Raw genomic sequence first — 18,102 nt, forward strand, 5'->3', positions numbered from 1 at the left:
CACGGCGGCGACGACCCGCGGGTCGAGCATGGTGCGGGCGGCGGTGTCGCGGGTGCCGCCGAAGCCGGCGTCGCTGACCGCGACGCTGACGACGTAGCCGTCGTCGACGGAGAAGGTGCGGAACTGCCATTCGACACCGGTGCCCGGTGCGCCGTCGGGAGCCAGGACCCTGGCGGGCCGGCCGTCGCCGCTGAAACCGAAGTCGGTGAAGCGGAACCGCAGCCCCTGCCCGATCGCCTTGCTGTAGGCCTCCTTGAGGGTCCACATCCGTACGAGCGCGGCGCCCCGCCGCTGCGCCGGGAGCCGTTCCAGGACGGTCAGCTCGTGCGGCGTGCAGACATGGCGGTGCAGCCCGCGCGTGTAGAGCGGGCGGTCGGCCCGCTCCGCGTCCACCCCGATCAGCCCTTTCGTGGTGAGTCCGATGAGCAGCAGGTCCTCGGTGTGGCTGAGGCTGATGTCCACCGCGTCGTAGCCGCGCAGATAGGGGCGGCCGGTGGGGCCGTACCCGAGTTCGACGGCCTGCGGGGGCACCCGCAGCGCCACCGAGGCGGCGAACTTCAGCAGCACCCGGGACGCGGCGAACCGGGTCCGCACGTCCGGGTGCGTCATCTCCAGGTAGCGGTCCCAGTCCCGGCCCAGCAGGGCACGCAGCCGCGGGGCGCCCGCCCGGTCCGGCCGCCAGTCGGCGAGCCGGGCGTGCAACACCGCGACCTCGTGCTCCTCCAGGTCGGCTCGGACCTGGTCCCAGGCTCCGTCACGGCCGGAGATCCGCACCGGCTCCCCGAGCGATGGGCTGGGTGCCGTCCTCCTCCGCGTCATCGAAGCCCTCCAATTCCTGCTTGAGATCCCCGAGAACGTCGGCGGCGGCCGCGCCGTCGACGACCCGGTGGTCGAAGGTGAGTCCGAGCCGCATCACCGGGGCGATGGCGAGCCGCCCGTCCTTGACGACGGGCCGCTCGACGACGCGTCCCGCGCACAGGGTGATGGCGGTGCCGCCGCTGGAGTGGAATCCGTCGACGGGGCGGTGGCCCAGCGAGCTGACCGCGACGGTGCCGAGGACGGCCGGCCGTCTGGCCGGGTCGCGGGTCGCGGCGGCGAAGGCCAGCCGGCCGAGCGGCACCGGCAGCCGGCCGAGCATCCGGACCCCGCGGAACTCGGCCATCCGCTCGGTGCCGGGGCCCCGGTAGCGGTCGACGCGTGCCTGGATCTCGTCGAGGTCGGCGCTCTCCAGGTCGGGCAGCAGCGCGGACAGCACGGTCCGTTCGCCGTCCACGGTGCGGTCCAGCGCCAGCTTGGCGGTGACCCCGCTGAACCGGACGGTGCGCGGTCCGCGCAGCCCGAACAGGCGGGCCGGGGCGAGGGCCGCGTTGGCCTCCGGGTGGCGGTGCAGCACCCGGCCGGTGGCGTGCAGCAGATAGGTGACGACGGAGTAGCGGCGGCCGGCCGCCCGCGCGGCCCCGCGGTGGGCCTCGATCCGGGTCATGTCGATGTCGGTGTCGAGGTGCACGGGCCGCTGCCGGGCGGCGTGCTCCAGGAAGTACAGGGTGTGCCGCCGCCGGCGCTCGGGGTGCGCCCGGACGGGGGCCGGCGGGTTCCCGCCGGCCCCGGCAGCGGTCATGTCCGGGCCGCCAGTTGGTAGATCTCGCCGAGGCTGCGGGCCTCCAGCAGCCTGCCCACGGGCAGGCTGCGGCCGGTGGCCTGTTCCAGCGCGGTGACCAGTTTCAGCAGGTACAGCGAGTCCCATGCGGGCAACTGGTCCAGGTCGGCGGAGACCTGGTACTCCTCCAACGGCATACCGAGCTCGTCCCTGACGAGGCGGACGAAATCGTCGATGGTGTGCATTCTGTACGGCCCTCCCAGGGGCGGGTGTGTGCGGACGTCAGATCTTCTCGAGCGCGAAACCGGACTTGATCCATTTGCTGGACTCGACGGCGACCGCCAGCGCGCGCTGCCCCTGGCCGATCTTGCCCAGCAGCGCCTCCAGTTGGAGGAAGGGCAGGGCGTTGCCGTTGTTGCCGGTGTCCGCGACGCAGGACACCTCGACGGCGTCGGGCAGCCCGAGTCCGTCCGTGATCCGCCGGGTCATCCGGCCGGACAGCTGCGGCGGCAGCAGGAAGTCCACGTCCTCGGGGGTCCAGTCGAGTTCCTCCAGGAGTTCCCAGAGGATCTCCACCGCCATGGTGGGGACGGACTCCTCGATGGCCTTGTAGTCCTCCCGGACGGCCTGCCGGTCCTCGTGGCGGTCGGCGAGCCCGAACCAGTCGATGACCTGGCCGGGTTCCCGGCCCAGTCCGGTGAACCGGTTGAGGACGGTGCGCAGGGCGAGGCGCTCGCCGCGCGGGGTCGAGGTGACCACGGCGGCGCCCGCCCCGTCGCCGAAGAGGACGTAGTTGACGAGGTCGCTGGGGGCGGCAGAGGACAGGTCCCGGTCGAGGTCGAGGTGCTTGCTGCAGACGTCCCCGCCGATGACCAGTCCCGCCTTGTGGCCGCCGCCGGTGACGAGGGTGTGGCCCAGTTGCAGGGCCTGGACGGCGCCGGCGCAGCCGGACTGGAGCTGGTAGGTGGGGATCTGGTCCAGGCCGAGCTGGTCGACGACGTGGTTGACGGTGGCGGGCATGAGGTGGTCCGGGGTCGCGGTGCCCATGACCACGAAGTCGATCTCGTGCGGGGCGAGCCCGGAGGCGGTGAGTGCCTGCTCGGCGGCGCGGGCGCACAGGTCGGCGAGCGACCAGCGGACCTCGCCGGTCTCCAGGTCGCGGGCGAAGTGCCGGGTCCGGGTGCCGATGAACACGTCGATCCACTCTTCGTTGACGCCGAGTGTCCTCGCCAGCGCCGCGTTGTCGACCGGGTCGCCCGGCAGCGCGGTGCCGACCGAGGCGAGGTAGGAGACGGCGCCGGGCGGGGCGGAGTCGTGCTGGGGTGAGTGTTCCGACTGCATACGAGCGGTCCTTCCTTGAAGTCCGTGACGGGAGCGGGGAGCGCCCGGCCGCGCGGGCGGCGCGCGGCCCAGGGTCTGTCGTCACACTCCCGTCGTCGCCCGGAGGGCGGCCCTGCGGCGTCCGGTGCGTGCTCCGGGGTCCCCCCTGCTCGAAGAGCTTGGGGGAGCTTGCCGGGCGTCGCAGGGCAGGCGGGAGTGTGACGACAGTCCCTAGGCGACGGCCGAGCCTGCGCGGTCCTGGAGGTAGTCGACGAGGTCTCCGACCGAGGACAGCCGCGGGAGCAGGTCCTGCACGCTGATCGTGTCCAGCCCGTCGAGGCGTTCCTGGAGCCGGTCCTTCAACTCCATGATCATCACCGAGTCGAAGCCGAGGTCCTCGTAGAGCAGGGACAGCCGCGAGACCTCGTCCGTGGCGTAGCCGCCGACCTCCGCGACGGCCTCGATGACGGCGCGGGTCACCGGGTCCACCGCCGTGTCCTCCGCGGCGGAGGGCAGGACGGCGGTGAGCACGGCGCCGTGCCCGTGCGCGGCCGTCTCGTCCCGCGGGTGCGCCGAGGCGGTGTCCGCGTGGTCGGGGACGACGCTGAGGTCGGCCGGGGCGGCCCGTACGGTGCTGCGGGTCCAGAACCGGTGGGCGTCGGAGAAGGCGTACGGGGCGAGCCGCTGCGGCTGCCGCTCCTCCTGCGGGTAGACGGCGTCCCACCGGGGGTCGAGGCCGCTGCGGAAGAGTTCGGCCAGCGCCTCGGCGAAGGTGCTGCCGTCGGCCTCCTCACCCGCCACGGGGGCGACGCTGTGCACGCCGGCTCCGGCGGCGGAGCGCAGGGCGCGCGCCATGCCGGTGAGCACCGGGCGGGGGCCGACCTCCACCAGGTGGGTGGGGCCCGCCTCCAGCAGCCGGTTCATCGCGTCGCCGAACAGGACGGGGGCGCTGATGTGCTCGGTCCAGTACTTGGCGTCCATCGGCTCGGCCTCCAGGAGCCGCCCGCGCACGGTGGAGTACACCGGGAGCTTGGGGACGCCGCCGCCCGTCTCGTCCGCGATCGCGGCGAACGTGTCGAGCATGGGTTCCATCAGCGGGGAGTGGAAGGCGTGGGAGACCTCCAGGCGCCGGGTCCTGACGCCCTGTCGTCCGAGCGTCTCGTCGATGCGTTCCAGTGCCGCCAGGTCCCCGGAGAGGACGGTGGCCCGGGGGCCGTTGACCGCGCCCACCCCGACCAGGGGCTCCGCGTCGACGAGTTCGGCCAGCTCCGAGAGCGGCGCCCGTACGGCGAGCATGCCGCCGCCCTCGGGCAGCCGCTCCATCAGGGCGCCGCGGGCGGCGATCAGCCGTGCTGCCTGCTCCAGCGGGAAGACCTCGGCGAGGACGGCGGCGGCGTACTCGCCGACGCTGTGGCCGAGCAGCAGCGCCGGTGGCACTCCGAGTTCGGTCAGGCTCGCCGCCAGGGCGTACTCGACGGCGAACAGGGCGGGCTGGGTCCAGCCGGTGCGGTGCACGGCCTCGTCGCCGGAGAGCAGCAGGTCGCGCACCGAGCCGCCGAGGTGCGGGGCGAGCGCCTCGTCGGCCTCGTTGAGGAACCGCCGGTACAGCGGCGACTGGAGGTACAGGCGCGCCGTCATGCCCGGGTACTGGGAGCCCTGGCCGGTGAACAGCAGTCCCACCTGGGGCTTGCCCGTGGCGTTGCCGACGAGCCGGGCCAGCAGGTCGTCGTCGCCGGCGGCCTCGCGCAGGGTCGCGGCGAGTTCGCCGGTGTCCTTGGCGGGCAGCGCGAAGCGGTAGCGGTGCCCGGTCTTGGTCCTGTTGCTGCTCCAGCACAGCGGGCCGGCCGGGACCCGGCGCCGTTCCAGGGCGTCGGCCTGGACGAGCAGGTTGCGGCGGAGCGCGGCGGTGGAGGGGGCGGTCAGGGTGAAGACGCCGGCGCCGAGGCCCGAGGCGCCGGTGGTCCGGCCGGTGTGCCCGGACTCCGGGTCCCGCTCCTCGGGGCGGGCGGCGTACGGCGGCGCGGACTCCAGGACGGCGTGGGCGTTGGTGCCGCCCATGCCGAAGCTGCTCAGGCCGCCGATGGCCGGCCCGGAGCGCAGCCGCAGCGGCGCTTTGAGGAGCCGTATGCCCTGCTTGGCGAGTTTCAGGGCGGGGTTCTCCTTGGCGGCGAACCGGCTGGCGGGGACCGTCTTGTGGTGCAGCGACAGGGCGACCTTGATGAGGCCGGCGATGCCCGCGGCTCCCTCGGTGTGCCCGATGTTGCCCTTGACGGAGCCGAGGGCCAGCGGGCGCCCGGAGCGGCCGGAGTGCAGATGGCCGAGCGCCTTGATCTCGATCATGTCGCCGAGGACGGTGCCGGTGCCGTGGGCCTCGGTGAAGGTGACCTCGGACGGGTCGACCCCGGCGCGGCGGTAGGCGGCGGCCAGCACCTCCTGCTGCGACCAGCGGTTGGGGGCGGTGATGCCGTTGCTGCGGCCGTCCTGGTTGACGGCGGTGCCGCGGATCACCGCGTACACCGGCTGGCCGTCGGCGATCGCGTCCTCCAGTCGGCGCAGCACCACCGCGCCGACGCCCTCGCCCCGGCCGATGCCGTCGGCGTCGGCGCTGAAGGGCTTGCACCGGCCGTCGGGCGCGGACAGTCCGGCCTGGGTGTAGAAGATGCCGAGCGCCGGGGTGAGCGCCACGTTGACCCCGGCGGCGATGGCGGTGTCGCACTCCCCCGCCAGCAGGGCGTTGCACGCCAGGTGGACGGCGACGAGGGAGGACGAGCAGGCGGTGTCGACCGCGAGGCTGGGGCCCTTGAGGTCGAGGTGGTACGAGATCCGGTTGGCGGTCATGCAGTAGCCGTTGCCGGAGCCGAGCTGGGCGGTGACCTTGGCGTAGTCGGTCATGTGCAGGTGGGCCCACTCGTTGCCCATGATGCCGACGAAGACACCGGTGTCGGTGCCGGCCAGCTTCTGCGGGGCGACCCCGGCGTCCTCGACGGCACGCCAGGCGCACTGGAGCAGCAGCCGCTGCTGCGGGTCCATGGCGGCCGCCTCGCGCGGGGAGACGGTGAAGAACTCGTTGTCGAAGGCGTCCGGGTCGGAGATGAAGCCGCCCTCGGTGGTGTTGGAGTGTCCTTCGGCCCCGGCGCGGGAGTGGAAGTCACGGGCGTCCCAGCGCTGCCGGGGCACCTTGTCCACCCCGTCCCCGGAGCGCATCAGCATGTCCCAGTAGGCGGCCGTGTCGGGCGCCCCCGGGAATCGGCAGTCGATGCCGACTATGGCGACGGGCCTCATCGATTCTCTCCCCCCATCTCCCCGAGCTCCTCCACCAGGTGCCCGGCCAGCGCCTCGACGGTCGGGTAGTCCCAGGCCACGGTGGGTTCGAGGACGAGGTCGAAGTCCTCCTCGATGTCACCGCACAGGCTCAGCGCGGCCACCGAGTCCAGCCCGTACTCGGCCAGCGGCACGGTCGGGGAGATCTCGGACGGCGTCCGCTTGAGGTACAGGGCGATCCGGTCGGCGAGCCAGCTGCTCAGCGACTCGACGGTGTGTGCGGTGTGCTCGTTGTTCGCGGTGCGGTCGGTCGCGGGAACAGACATGGTGTAACTCCTCGTGAAGGCGCGTCAGGTCCGGTCGGCCGGCGGTCAGCCGGCCAGCGGGGTGTCGTAGAGGTCGTAGCTGCGGCGTTCGTGGAAGCGCCGGAGCACTTCTTCGTGCACCCGGGCCTCGCAGCCGGGCGGCAGGTCGGCGGGGCGCTGCCCGAGCCGTCGCGCCAGCCGGTGCAGTGCGGCGGCCACCCAGGCCGGGTCGGCCAGGAAGGGGTCGTCGCCACCCTGTGCCCCGCGCCAGACGCCGAGGACGGACGCCGCCGCGAGGAACACCGCGTAGCGGTCGGCGAGCGCGAAGCTGGCGGGGCTGGCGAGGGCGGTGCGGTCCTGCGGGGACAGGTTCAGGCTGTCCTCCTGGATCTGGCGCAGCTGGTCCAGGAGCCGCATGACGAGGGCCTGGACGGCGAGTTCCTCGGGGGAGCCGCTCGGCAGGTCGTCGGCGGCGGCGACGAGGGAGGCGCTGAGGCTGTCCCGGCCGCTGGCGAGGGCGAGCCGGTCGAAGGGGATGCCGGGCAGTGCCTCGCGGGGGCGGAACAGGCTCTGCGGGGCCTCGTCCCCGGAGAACCAGGCGCGCCGGGCCAGCCGGGACAGCTGCGGGATGATCGTGGCCTGGCAGGCCGCCGAGCCGGCGTGGCCGAGGCTGAGCACCGGCAGGTCGCGGACGTGCTTCTGGAAGAGGCCGAACTCGCCCTCCCGGACGTAGAACCGCGCCCCGAGCACGATCGACAGGTCGTACATGGTGTCGGTGAGCATCTTGGGCACCAGGTACTTCACGGCGGCCGCGTACACGCTGGTCTCGTCGGGCAGCAGATGCACCGCCCGGGTGCCGACCGTCGCCATGCTGTCGCAGATCAGCAGGTCGAGGAAGGCGCCGGTGAGGGTGGCGGAGGCGTGCGGTATCTCCATCACCGAACGCCGGTACAGCTCACGTCCGAGGGCGAACCGCACGACCGTGCGCAGGCTGGTGTCGAGGGCGCCGACGGCCATGCTGGGGATGGCGCTGCGGGTGATCTGGAAGGAGCGCAGCGCCAGTTCCACGCCCTGGCCGCGGGCGCCGACGAGGGTGCTGTCGGGCACCGGGCAGTCGGTGAAGTCCAGCCCGGACAGCCGGCAGCCGCGCACACCGACGGCGTTGTAGCGGGGCAGGACGGCGAAGCGCTCCGTGTCGAGCTGGTCGCGTTCGACGAGCAGCACCGAGTGGCTGCGGCTGCCGGGGCTGTCGTCGGTACGGCTGAACAGGGCGTAGGCGTCGGCCCGGTCGGCGTTGTTGATGACCTCCTTGCGGCCGTTGAGACGGAAGCCGCCGGGCACGGGGTCGGCCCGGAACTCGTTGCGCACGAAGTCGTTGCCGTGCGGCAGCTCGTGGTAGGCGACGGAGACCTTGGAGCCGCCGAGCAGCAGCTCCGCCGTCCGGCGGCGCTGCTCCTCGCTGCCGGCCGTCCACACGTTGACGGCGGCCATGAACGACGTGATGCCGTAGCCGAGGCCGAGCGCCACGTCGCGGCGGAACACCTGGCGCATCACGCGGACGAGGGTGTCGAGGCGGTCGAGGCGTCCGCCGAGGTCGGTGGGCACGAACTCGGCGTTGAGGACCAGGTCGTCGAGGAGCCGCTCACCGGCGGCGGGCAGTTCCCCGGCCTCGTCGGCGGCCAGCAGTCCGGCGGCGCCCAGCGGGTTGGCGGGGTCCTGGGGGTCCCCGAAGCGGCTCTCCAAATCGGCGATCCTCGCCCGGACCGCGTCCTCCGCCGCCCGGTGGGCGGCCGGGTCGGTGGCAGGGGCGGCGCCGTTCGGGGCTGCGTCGCCGTGCAGCCCCTGGACCGCGGGATCACTCAGCATGACGTCCCCTCGGATGTCCGGGTGCCGCCGACGGCGGCCCGGGTGTCGGTGTGTGCGTGCGCTGCGGCGGCCGGCGGACCGCCGGTCGCGCCGGACGCGTGGGTGAGCGGGGCGGCGTCGCCGGGTGGCCCGGCCGGCCGGTCGGCGGGCCCGTGCAGCGCGAACGGGAACAGGGAGAACAGCTCGCCCGCCTCCCGTACGGCGCGCAGCCGCTCCAGCAGCGGGGCGTAGGCGTCGGGGTCGCCCGCGTCGGGCTCGCCCAGCCGCCCCAGCAGCCGGTCGAGGACGGGCCACAGCCACACCCCGTCCTGCCACAGCGGCCCGGTGCTCCCGGTCCGCGCCGCCCGGTGGTTGTGCGTCCACAGGCCGAGGCAGGCGGCGCCTGCCAGGCACAGGCTGTACTGCCGGGCCACGTCGAAGGCGGCGGGCGGCACGTCGGAGACCACGGCGCGGTGGGCGTCCATCGCCTCGTGGACCCGGCCGGTCACCGCGAGCAGCCGCTCCGCGGCACCGAGCGCGCCCTTGAGTTCGGGCCGCCGGCCGGCCTCGGCGCGCAGCGCCGCCACCGACGCGGGCAGGGTGGCCATGATGCCGCTGCCCCGCCGGGCCACCAGGGACAGCCGCTCGGGGGCGAGCGGGGGCAGCGGCTCCGCCAGGTCGAAGGCGCGGGCGGCGCCGGCCGTGTCGCCGGTGCCGCGCACCCAGCCGCGGGACAGTGAACGGAACTGGTTGACCAGGGAGTTGAGGTTGACCAGGGTGTTGCCGTCGAAGAGGCCGACGATGCGGTGGTCGCGGTCGACCTTCTGGAACATCCCGAGGGCGTGGACGTCCTTGAGGAAGGCCCGCGCCCCGAGCAGCCGGGTCAGCTCGGCGATCACTCCCTCGGTGCCGGTGGGCACCAGGTACTTGGTGACGGCGGCGGCCACGCTCAGCTCGTCGGGGACGGTGTGCACGGAGCGGGCGGCGACCGTGGCCAGCGCCTCCCCGGCGAGCACGTCCGCGGCGGCCGAGGCGAGCACGTGCCGTGCCTGCGGCAGGTCGACCAGGCGCCGTCCGAACAGTTCGCGCCGCTCGGCGAAGTCCAGGGCGATGTTCAGCGCGTGGTCGGCCGAACCCAGGGACAGCGAGGCGCACATGGTGCGGGTGAGCTGGAGCGCCTTCAGTACGGTCTCGACGCCGCCACCCACACCGCCGACCGCCGCGTCCGCCGGCACCGGGGCGCCGTCGAAGGCGATGCCGCTGATGTCGGCGCCCCGGATGCCATGCGTGTGGATCTTGTCGATGCAGCGGTAGTGCTCTCCCGGCGTCATCGGCCGCTTGTCGACGAGCAGCACGGTGAAGCCGCGCGGCCCGCCGTCCTCGGAGGTGCGGGTGAGCACCGAGAGCAGGCTGCCGCGGGTGGCATTGTTGATCAGCCATTTCTCGCCGCTGATCCGCCAGCCGCCCGCTTCGTCGGGCTCGCCCCGCACGTCCCCGGCGAGCAGGTCGCTGCCGTGGGCGCGCTCGGTGAGGGCCAGCGAGACGGGCACGCCCGCCCGGATGTCCTCGGCGAGCCGGCGGGCCTGCTCGGGGGTGCCGGAGATCCAGACGCAGACCCCGCCCAGGTACGTCTTGCCGTGCCCGACGGCGACGGTCATGTCGCGCCGGGCCACCACCCGCATGACCTGCATGACGGTCTCGTAGTCGGTGAGCCTGCCGCCGTGCTCGGCCGGGATGTAGAACTCCTGGAGTCCCCAGCCCTCCAGCACCCGGCAGATGTCGGACGGGAACTCCTCGTTCTCGTCGAGTTCCAGGCAGCGGGCGTGGGAGAAGGGCGTGGCGGGGTCGTCGGGGTCGCCGAGCAGCGACTCCAGTTCCTGTGCGACGCGGTAGGGGGGATGGTCCATGGTTCAGCCCACCGGTGCCATGGCCGGGTCGGCGGCCGGGGTGCCCGCGGCGGCTGCGCCGGCTGCGGCGTTGGCGGCGGTTTCGACGAGCGTGCGCACCGACGGGTCCAGCACGGAGTGCAGCGCGGTGACGGCGCCCTGGAGGAACAGCTTGCGCATCAGGGTCCGCTGGATCTTGCCGCTGGTGGTCCTGCGGACGGTGCCGGGGCGGACCAGCAGCACGTTGCCTGCCGGTACGGCGAACTCCATGCCGATGTGCCGCTGGATGTCGGTGGCGACGCTCTTGAGGTCGTCGCCCGCGGCGGCGGCCCGGATCTCGTGGATCACCACGAGGTGCTCCTGGCCGCCGGTGTCGACGGCGAAGACCGCGCCGGCGCCGATCGCCGGGTTGAGGCCGCGGACCGCGCTCTCCACGTCGTACGGGTAGATGTTGCGGCCGTTGATGAGGACCATCTCCTTCAGCCGGCCCGTCACAAACAGCTCGCCGCCGCCCAGGACGCCCATGTCGCCGGTGCGCAGCCAGGCGCCCAGCTCCTCCTGGCCGGCGATGCGGGCGCCGAAGATCTCCGCGTTGACCTCGGGCCGCTCCCAGTAGCCGGAGGCGACGCTGGCGCCGCGCACCCAGATCTCGCCGACCCGGCCCTCGGGCTGCTCGGCGAGCGTCTCGGGGTCGACGATCCGCACCTCGAAGTCCTCGGCCAGCGCGACCCCGCTGCTGACCAGGGTGCGGCGCGGGGCGCCCAGGAACGGTCCTGCGAGGGTGCCCTGCTCCAGGCCGGCCGCGTCGACCTCGCGCAGCAGCGCGCCCCGCGTCTTGGGGGTGCCGGTCACCAGCAGGGTCGTCTCGGCCATGCCGTAGCAGGGGAACATGGTCTCCGCGCGGAACCCGTGGGGTCCGAAGCGCTCGGTGAACGCCTGGAGGGTCTCGGCGCGGACGGGTTCGGCGCCGTTGCAGGCGGTGCGCCACGTCGACAGGTCCAGGCCCTCCAGCTGCGCGTCGGTGACCCGGCGGACGCACAGGTCGTACGCGAAGTTGGGGCCGCCGCTCGCGTTGACGCCGTACTCGCTGACCAGTTCGAGCCAGCGGGCGGGCTTGCGCAGGAACGACACCGGGGGGATGAGCACACTGGTGGTGCCCAGCCACAGCGGCTGGAGGATGTGCCCGATCAGGCCCATGTCGTGGTAGAAGGGCAGCCAGCCGCCGATCATCGTGTCGGGGGTGTTGCCCGTGGAGCGGGCGATGGCCGCCTCGTTGGCGAGCAGGTTGCCGTGCGAGACCATCACGCCCTTGGGGGCGCTGGTGGAGCCCGAGGTGTACTGGAGGAAGGCCAGGTGCTCCGGGCTCAGCCGCGGGTCGCGCCAGGCGTCCACGTCACCGACCGTCCCCTGGTCGGTGGGCAGGCACGCCACGTCGGAGAAGCCCTCGGCCGCCAGCCACGCCTCCACCTCCGGGGCGTGCTCGGCGAGGGTCAGCACGGCGCCGACACGGGCGTCGCGGACGATCCCCGAGACCCGGCGGAAGTGCTGGCCCTGCTCGGAGGGCAGCGGCGCGGGCACCGCGACGGCGCCGGCGTAGAGGCAGCCCACGAACGCCTTCACGAAGTCCAGGCCCGAGGGGTACAGCAGCAGGACCTGTCGTCCCGCAAGGCCCCGTTCCTGCAGCCAGGACGCGATGTCCTTGGCCGCGTGGTCCAGGGTCCGGTACGGCAGTCGCTCGGGCTCCTTGCCCCGTACGCCGTCCGCGAGGAACAGGAACGCGTCCTTGTCCCCCTGTTCGTCCGACCGCGTCAGCACGAGCTCCGCGAATGAACCGAATTCCGCCACCGTCTTTCCCCTCGCCTCGAAGCGACTCGTATCGCGTTGAAACCGGCTGAACCGGCCGGGCCGGCCGCACCGGGTGGACCGGGCGGCCGGCCGGACCCACTGGTCCGCCCGACCTGTCGTGCCGATCGTCGGGTCCGTCTCTAAAGCCCCTCTTGCGGCCGACGTCACTCCCGTCGGCCGGGGCCGTCCTCCACCCGGCCGTGCCCCTCCAGCTGCGCCCACAGCTCCCGTTCACGCGGGGAGAGCGGCACGTCGGCGACCAGGCGCTCGGGATGGGCGGGCGGCGGCTCGTCGAGCGGCAGCACACCACCCCGCGCACCGGGGTCCGGTTCGCCGAGCCACCACTGCTTGGCCTGCTCGACGGAGGCCGGCGGCACCATGCCGAAGATGACGGCGAGCGCGCCGAAACCGTCCACGAAGAACGTGGCGACGCCCCGCCACACGCGGCGCGGAGACCACCACATGCCGGGCGGGGCCGCCATGTCACCCCGCCTCAGGACGATCGCCGGGCGATGTCCGCGCTCAGTCGGACGTGCGCCGGCGGCGTCGGCAGGTGCTCCTCGGACAGGTCGTGCCGGAACGACACGGTGCCGTCCGCGTCCTCACCCGTCTCGGCGAAGCCCATCGACGGGTACAGGTCGCGCACCCGGTGGTTCTTGGCCGTCGGACGGTAACGGGCGTGCACGGCGCCCGCCCCTCGGGCCCGGGCCTCGTGCAGCAGGGCGGTCAGGCAGGCCTGCTCGATGCCGCGGGCGAACACCCGGCAGCTCAGCAGCATGTTGTCGATGTGCCACTCCCCCGCCGGTTCGGCGCCGCTCACCAGGACCGCGCCGACGAGGCCGTTGTCCCCGAACCGGTCCGCGGAGCGGATGGCCAGCACCAGCCCGTCGGCGGACTCGTGACGGGCCCGTACGTCGGCCTGCTGGAGCCGCTCGGTGGTGAGGTTGAACTGGTTGGTGCGCAGCGTCACCTGGGAGACGCGGGCGATCTCGTGGTCCCGTACGGGTGAGAAGGAGACCTCGACGCCCAGTTCGGCGAGGTACTCCTCCATGGAGTCGGCGCTCTCCAGGAGGTCCTGGCGGGCCACCTCGGTGCGGTACTGGGTCGTCCGGGCGCGGTCCTCGGCGGTCAGTTCCCGCACGTCGAACCAGCCGTCGGCGAGCAGCCGTTCGATGTGCAGGGCCGGTTCCTCGTCGAGCCGGACCACGGCGACACCGGGCAGGCTGCGGGCCACCAGCCCGCACTCGAAGGGGGAGTCGTCGGCGAAGACGAAGCTGTCCACCCCGAGGTTGAGCTTCTGGGCGATCTCCAGCAGGTTGCGGTCCTTGGGCTCCCAGTTGGCGGTGACCTGGACGAAGTCGCTCTCCCGCAGCGCCATGTCGGGGTGGTCGCGCAGCACTCCCCGGACGGGCTCGATGTCGTTCTTGCTGCACACGGCGAGCAGTACGCCCTGGGCACCGATCTGTCCGACGGCCTTCTGGAACCGGCCGAACGCCTCGCCCCGGTAGGTGGTGGCGGCGGCAATGCCGTCCGGGCCGTCGTCGCCGAGGATGCCGTCCCACAGGGTGTTGTCCAGGTCGACGACCAGCACCTTCTTGGTGCGGCCGCGCAGCACCCGGGCCAGGTGGCCGACCTCGCGGGCGTAGCCGGCGAGGAGTTCCTCGCCGAACTGCACCTTGGCGTAGGCGGCGAGCCGGGGCTCGTTGACGGGGCCGCCGGCGGCGATCAGCGGGTCGAGGTCCACGACGTGGACGCGGTCGTGCACGGCCGAGAGCCGGAGCAGCCCCGCGTTGAACTCCCGCCAGACCACGCCGAGTCGGGCCCTGGAGCGGGCGTCGACCAGGCGGCGCAACTGGGTGCGGAGCAGGGGCACGGTGTTGAGCACCAAGGTGCCGGCGCCGCGCGTGACATAGCGCTCCGCGAGCGAGCTGATCAGGCCGAGCTTCCCGGAGAGGACGCGCTGGACGTCCTCCACCGACCAGGGGTGCGGCAGTTCCGCGAAGACGATCTCGGCGTCCAGGACGCACAGGGCGAGATCGGCGGCGTACACGTCGCTGGAGGTGTCGTGGAGGTCGCGCCGCCATGCGCCGTAGTCGCCCTCGCTCAGCCGGGACAGCAGGCCGTGCCGGGCGAGTTCAGCGGTCAGCGGGGCGGTGAGCCCGCTCAGTGTGGAGCCGCCGGTGACGGCGACGGTGATCGTCTCGGTGCCGGGGTGCTCGCGCAGCACCTCCTCCCGGTCCAGCCGGGAGAGCAGCTGCCCGGCCCGGGCCAGGTCCGGGGCGGGCGGTCCGGCGGGGTCCCCCGCCGCGGCCAGCTCGGACAGCAGACCGGGCACCTCGTCGTACGCGTCGGCGAGGCGTCCTTCGGCGTGGAGGGCGCGCAGCCGGTCCAGCGGTCCGGTCCGCTCGCCCACGGCGGTGCTCACAACCGTGGCCATGGTGTCTCCATTCACTGAATCGCCCGTCGCGCGGCGCTCGCGGTGGTACGAGATCGCCGCTACGGGCCCGCGCCCCGTCCCGGAACCGGGCCCACCACCACTGCCGGTGGCCGGACCGAGCCTGCCGAGCGGGTCTTAAGCGGGCCTTGAGCGCGAGGACCCCGGGGCCCCGGCCCGGCGGCGCGGGAGAGGACGACGCGTGTGACGCGGGGTGACGGGGCGGGCTCCATGTGCGCGGCATTCGAGTGAGGCGCAGACTGGCCGCAGGGGTCGAGATCTGGAGGCGCCATGCGGCTGAGCAAGGAGATCGACTGCACGGTCAGACTGGGGCTGCACGACATCGGTGATCAGGACGTGGCGACCCTCGTCAGCGGTGTCCGGAGCAGGGAGCACGAGGTCGCCATGCTCTGGGAGCCGGGCGCCGACTGCGCGCTGACCGTGGATTTCGGCGACGACCTGGAGGGCGCGCGGGCGCTCGTCGAGGCGGCGCAGGAGCTGGAGAAGAGTTCCGGCGACCAGGGCTGAGCCCCCGTGGCCGCCCGCGCCCCGGCCCGCCCCCTGCCCGCGGTCTCCGGGCACGCCGACGCGCGTGCCACCGGCCGACGCGACCCCGGCGGGAAGCCGGGCAGCACCCGGGGCCTCGCGGCTGTCACGTCGGACTTCGCGGCTGTCACGTCGGACTTCGCGGCTGTCGCGCGCCCGCGACCAGCGGAAACAACTTCGCGAGCGGGAGCCCCCGCTCACGTCCCGGCGGCACCCCGCCCCGGCCTCCGCCGCGCACCGGGGACCTCGTGGGTGAGGACGCCGACGGCCGTGCCGGCGAGACGGCGACGGCGACGGCGACGGCGACGGCGATCGGACAGGGCCGCCGCCCGGCCGCCACCTTCCGTGCCCGTGCACCGGACCCGGATGTCGCCCCCTGGCGCGGGTGAGCCGTCAGCCCTGCGCCGCGGCCTTCTTGATCGCCTCGCGGATCCGGCAGTACGTGCCGCAGCGGCAGACGTTCTCGATGCGGTCGATGTCCGCGTCGGTCGGGTGGGTGGTCTTCTTCAGCAGCGCCGCGGCGGCCATGATCTGGCCCGGCTGGCAGAAGCCGCACTGCGCGACGTCGCGGTCGAGCCATGCCCGCTGCACGGGGTGCAGCTCGTCACCGTCCGCCAGCCCCTCGATCGTGGTGACCTCGCGGCCCGCGCAGTCCGCGACCGGGACGACGCAGGGCTGGACGTCCTCGCCGTCCAGGTGGCTCGTACAGGCGCGGCAGACGCCGACGCCGCAGCCGTACTTGGGGCCGGTGACCTCCAGCATGTCCCGCAGGACCCACAGCAGCGGCATGTCGGACGGGGCCTCGACGGTGACCGGTTTCCCGTTGAGGACGAAGGAGTAGGACGGCATCGGCACCTTCTCGGAGTCGGGTCAGAAGTTGAGGGGGAAACGGCGGGGCCGGGTGCCGGTCGCCCGCGCGTAGGCGTTGGCGACGGCGCCGGCCGCGGCGGGCACGCCGAGTTCGCCCGCCCCGCCCGGTTCCCGTCGTGAGGGCATGATGTGGGCCTCGAACCGCAGCGGGGCGTGCCGCTGGCGGGCGTACGCGAAGTCGGCGTAGCTGCTCTCGCGGACGGCGCCCTCGTCGATGTGCAGGCCGGCCCGCAGGACGGTGGAGATGCCGTCGATCGCAGCGCCCATGAGCTGTGCCTCGAGTCCGCGCGGGTTGACGGCCGTTCCGACGTCGGCCGCCATCACCACCTTGGTGACGCGGGGGTTCTCGGGGTCGGCCGCGTCGATCTCGACGAGGCAGGCCACGCGGGAGCCGTACTCCTCGTGGACGGCGACGCCCTGCGCGTGGCCGGCGGGCAAGGTCCGGCCCCAGTGAGCGGCGTCCGCGACCTTGTCGAGCACGGCTTTGACGGCCTTGTTCCTGAGGGTGGTGCGCCGGAAGGCGACCGGGTCCTTGCCCAGGCTCCTCGCGACCTCGTCGACGACGATCTCCTCCGCGGTGCGCATCGTGCCGGAGTCCACCGACCGCCAGGCACCGAGGGGCATCGCCAGTTCGACCGAGCCCGAATCCCCGGAGACACGGCCGAAGTTGTACAGCCCGCTGCCGCTGGGCAGCGGACCGGCGGCGCGGGCGGCGGTCCGGGTCACCAGGCCCTGGGCGAGCCCTTGGCCGGGCCCCTCGGCCGTTCCCTGTGCGGAGAGCCCCTGCGCGGACGACCCCTGCGCCTCGAACGCCTCGGTCACCGAGGCCATCGCATGGGTGAACGCCACCACGCGGCCGCGTGCGTGGCTGGCCCGGATCCGGTGGTGGCTGGCCGGGCGCATCCTGCCGTGCTGGAGGTCGTCGGCGCGGCTCCACATCAGCTTGACGGGTCGGCGGGCCGCCTTCGAGATGAGGGCCGCCTCGATCGCGGCGTCGTGGTTGAGTCTCCGGCCGAAGGAGCCGCCGCCGCGTACGACATGGACCTTGACCTTCGACTCGGGCAGCCCGATCGCCGAGGCGATGTCGTCCCGCGCGTACATCGGCGTCTGGGAGGAGAACCAGATCTCGGCGCGGGTCGCGCGGACGTCCGCCACCGCGGTCAGCACCTCCATCGGGGCGTGGCTCACGAAGGCGAACTCGAACTCGGCCTCCGTCTGGGTGGAGCCGCGCGGCGGGGTGCCGAGCCGAGGGACGGCGGCCCGCAGCCGTGAGCGGATCGCGGCGTCGGAGAGCGGCGCGAGCGGGCCCGGGGCCCAGGTGATCCGCAGGGCGTCCCTCGCCGTGAAGGCGTGGTGGAAGGTGTCCGCGACCACGGCGACCCCTCCGGCGATCTCGACGACCGCGTGGACGCCCGGCATGGCCCGCGCGGCCCGGGAGTCGACCGAGACGGCCTTCCCGCCGAGCGTCGGCGGCCGGGCCACCACGGTCGGCTTCGCCCCGGCCACCGTCAGGTCACCGGCGTACACGGCCTTGCCCATGACGATGTCGCGGGCGTCGATCCGGGTCGTCGCCTTCCCGATCACCCGGTGCTTGGACGCCGGCTTGGGTCGGCTCGACACAGCCGGCCGGGTGATCCGGGCGGCGCTCGCGGTCAGTGACCCGAACGTGGCCGAGCGGCCGTCCGGCGCGACCACCTTCGTGTTCCGGGTCTTCAAGGTCCGCGCGGGAAGCCTCCAGCGCCTGGCCGCGGCGGTCACCAGCTTGGCGCGCGCCAGGGCGGCCAGCTCGCGGGCCGGGCCGTACAGCGAACTCACCGAGCTGGAACCGCCGGTGAACTGGTTGCCCTTGGTGCGGGCGTCGGCGAGCGGGATGTCGACGTCGGCGAGCCGGGCGTCCAGTTCCTCGGCGATCATCATGGCGACGGCGGTCGTGACACCCTGGCCGACCTCGACGCGGGGCAGCCGGACCACGACCTTGTTGGCCTTGGTGACCTCGAGGACGAGCATCTCCTCGTCGGTTCCGGTCACCAGGACGTCGGACGGCCGACGGAGGGCGGAAGCGGCGGCCTCGGCGCCTTCCGCCGTCGTCGCGTCGCAGCCGAGCGGCGCGGCGACGGTGAGCGTGGACGCCGCGAGCGAGTACACGACGAACTTCCGGCGCGACAACTGACGAGCCAACGGAACGCTCCTTCG

At 73.5% G+C, this 18,102-nt stretch carries 15 protein-coding genes; 2 read left to right on the plus strand and 13 right to left on the minus strand.

The window, feature by feature from the left end:
* From AOK15_RS01230 to AOK15_RS01280, 11 genes are all read right to left on the minus strand, one after another.
* Positions 1 to 774, minus strand: a 774-nt coding sequence (locus AOK15_RS01230) for a 4'-phosphopantetheinyl transferase family protein (RefSeq protein WP_240508254.1), incomplete at its 3' end; no start/stop codon positions are given.
* Positions 755 to 1,618, minus strand: a complete 864-nt coding sequence (locus AOK15_RS01235) for a 2-oxo acid dehydrogenase subunit E2 (RefSeq protein WP_055511759.1) — start codon at positions 1,616 to 1,618, stop codon at positions 755 to 757. The genes AOK15_RS01235 and AOK15_RS01230, both read right to left, overlap by 20 nt.
* Entirely contained in the window at positions 1,615 to 1,842 is a 228-nt protein-coding gene (locus AOK15_RS01240) for an acyl carrier protein (protein WP_055511762.1), read from the minus strand. Before AOK15_RS01240 ends, AOK15_RS01235 begins: the two co-directional genes overlap by 4 nt.
* Before the next feature lie 37 nt (positions 1,843 to 1,879).
* Positions 1,880 to 2,938 carry a 3-oxoacyl-ACP synthase III family protein gene (locus tag AOK15_RS01245; RefSeq protein WP_055511763.1) on the minus strand — a complete coding sequence of 353 codons (1,059 nt, stop codon included), beginning with the start codon at positions 2,936 to 2,938 and terminating at the stop codon, positions 1,880 to 1,882.
* A 210-nt stretch (positions 2,939 to 3,148) separates the two neighbouring features.
* Positions 3,149 to 6,199 carry a type I polyketide synthase gene (locus tag AOK15_RS01250; RefSeq protein WP_055511766.1) on the minus strand — a complete coding sequence of 1,017 codons (3,051 nt, stop codon included), beginning with the start codon at positions 6,197 to 6,199 and terminating at the stop codon, positions 3,149 to 3,151.
* Positions 6,196 to 6,504 (minus strand): acyl carrier protein, encoded by a 309-nt coding sequence (locus tag AOK15_RS01255; protein WP_055511768.1) that lies wholly within the window; start codon positions 6,502 to 6,504, stop codon positions 6,196 to 6,198. Before AOK15_RS01255 ends, AOK15_RS01250 begins: the two co-directional genes overlap by 4 nt.
* A 45-nt stretch (positions 6,505 to 6,549) precedes the next feature.
* Entirely contained in the window at positions 6,550 to 8,349 is a 1,800-nt protein-coding gene (locus AOK15_RS01260; protein ID WP_055511770.1) for an acyl-CoA dehydrogenase family protein, read from the minus strand.
* Positions 8,343 to 10,235 (minus strand): acyl-CoA dehydrogenase family protein, encoded by a 1,893-nt coding sequence (locus AOK15_RS01265; RefSeq protein ID WP_055511771.1) that lies wholly within the window; start codon positions 10,233 to 10,235, stop codon positions 8,343 to 8,345. Before AOK15_RS01265 ends, AOK15_RS01260 begins: the two co-directional genes overlap by 7 nt.
* Before the next feature lie 3 nt (positions 10,236 to 10,238).
* Positions 10,239 to 12,059 carry an AMP-binding protein gene (locus AOK15_RS01270; protein ID WP_055511774.1) on the minus strand — a complete coding sequence of 607 codons (1,821 nt, stop codon included), beginning with the start codon at positions 12,057 to 12,059 and terminating at the stop codon, positions 10,239 to 10,241.
* A 164-nt stretch (positions 12,060 to 12,223) separates the two neighbouring features.
* On the minus strand, positions 12,224 to 12,541 hold the full coding sequence (locus AOK15_RS01275; RefSeq protein ID WP_055511776.1) for a DUF6059 family protein: 318 nt from the start codon (positions 12,539 to 12,541) through the stop codon (positions 12,224 to 12,226).
* 11 nt (positions 12,542 to 12,552) lie between these two features.
* Entirely contained in the window at positions 12,553 to 14,496 is a 1,944-nt protein-coding gene (locus AOK15_RS01280; RefSeq protein ID WP_055511779.1) for an HAD-IIIC family phosphatase, read from the minus strand.
* A gap of 288 nt (positions 14,497 to 14,784) precedes the next feature.
* Here AOK15_RS01280 and AOK15_RS01285 point away from each other — a divergent pair, with 288 nt between their 5' ends.
* Both AOK15_RS01285 and AOK15_RS44780 read left to right on the plus strand, forming a co-directional pair.
* A complete protein-coding gene (locus AOK15_RS01285; protein WP_055511781.1) occupies positions 14,785 to 15,021 on the plus strand; it encodes a hypothetical protein in 237 nt (78 codons plus the stop codon).
* A gap of 266 nt (positions 15,022 to 15,287) precedes the next feature.
* Positions 15,288 to 15,428: a hypothetical protein gene (locus tag AOK15_RS44780; protein WP_157870138.1), complete on the plus strand. Its 141-nt coding sequence runs from the start codon at positions 15,288 to 15,290 to the stop codon at positions 15,426 to 15,428.
* A 4-nt stretch (positions 15,429 to 15,432) separates the two neighbouring features.
* Here the strand turns inward: AOK15_RS44780 and AOK15_RS01290 are convergent, their stop codons facing one another.
* Both AOK15_RS01290 and AOK15_RS01295 read right to left on the minus strand, forming a co-directional pair.
* Entirely contained in the window at positions 15,433 to 15,888 is a 456-nt protein-coding gene (locus AOK15_RS01290; RefSeq protein ID WP_055511783.1) for a (2Fe-2S)-binding protein, read from the minus strand.
* Between the two features lie 21 nt (positions 15,889 to 15,909).
* On the minus strand, positions 15,910 to 18,087 hold the full coding sequence (locus tag AOK15_RS01295) for a xanthine dehydrogenase family protein molybdopterin-binding subunit (RefSeq protein WP_055511785.1): 2,178 nt from the start codon (positions 18,085 to 18,087) through the stop codon (positions 15,910 to 15,912).
* Positions 18,088 to 18,102 lie beyond the last annotated feature (15 nt).

Origin of the sequence: Streptomyces ossamyceticus (assembly GCF_001418475.1) — a bacterium.
In the GTDB taxonomy this organism is placed as follows: domain Bacteria; phylum Actinomycetota; class Actinomycetes; order Streptomycetales; family Streptomycetaceae; genus Streptomyces; species Streptomyces ossamyceticus.

What these genes read in the sequence shown, in the direction of transcription:
- AOK15_RS01235 (WP_055511759.1), bottom strand. Translation starts at nt 1,618, where the DNA reads ATGACCGCTGCCGGGGCCGGCGGGAACCCGCCGGCCCCCGTCCGGGCG.
- AOK15_RS01240 (WP_055511762.1), bottom strand. Translation starts at nt 1,842, where the DNA reads ATGCACACCATCGACGATTTCGTCCGCCTCGTCAGGGACGAGCTCGGT.
- AOK15_RS01245 (WP_055511763.1), bottom strand. Translation starts at nt 2,938, where the DNA reads ATGCAGTCGGAACACTCACCCCAGCACGACTCCGCCCCGCCCGGCGCC.
- AOK15_RS01250 (WP_055511766.1), bottom strand. Translation starts at nt 6,199, where the DNA reads ATGAGGCCCGTCGCCATAGTCGGCATCGACTGCCGATTCCCGGGGGCG.
- AOK15_RS01255 (WP_055511768.1), bottom strand. Translation starts at nt 6,504, where the DNA reads ATGTCTGTTCCCGCGACCGACCGCACCGCGAACAACGAGCACACCGCA.
- AOK15_RS01260 (WP_055511770.1), bottom strand. Translation starts at nt 8,349, where the DNA reads ATGCTGAGTGATCCCGCGGTCCAGGGGCTGCACGGCGACGCAGCCCCG.
- AOK15_RS01265 (WP_055511771.1), bottom strand. Translation starts at nt 10,235, where the DNA reads ATGGACCATCCCCCCTACCGCGTCGCACAGGAACTGGAGTCGCTGCTC.
- AOK15_RS01275 (WP_055511776.1), bottom strand. Translation starts at nt 12,541, where the DNA reads ATGGCGGCCCCGCCCGGCATGTGGTGGTCTCCGCGCCGCGTGTGGCGG.
- AOK15_RS01280 (WP_055511779.1), bottom strand. Translation starts at nt 14,496, where the DNA reads ATGGCCACGGTTGTGAGCACCGCCGTGGGCGAGCGGACCGGACCGCTG.
- AOK15_RS01285 (WP_055511781.1), top strand. Translation starts at nt 14,785, where the DNA reads ATGCGGCTGAGCAAGGAGATCGACTGCACGGTCAGACTGGGGCTGCAC.
- AOK15_RS01290 (WP_055511783.1), bottom strand. Translation starts at nt 15,888, where the DNA reads ATGCCGTCCTACTCCTTCGTCCTCAACGGGAAACCGGTCACCGTCGAG.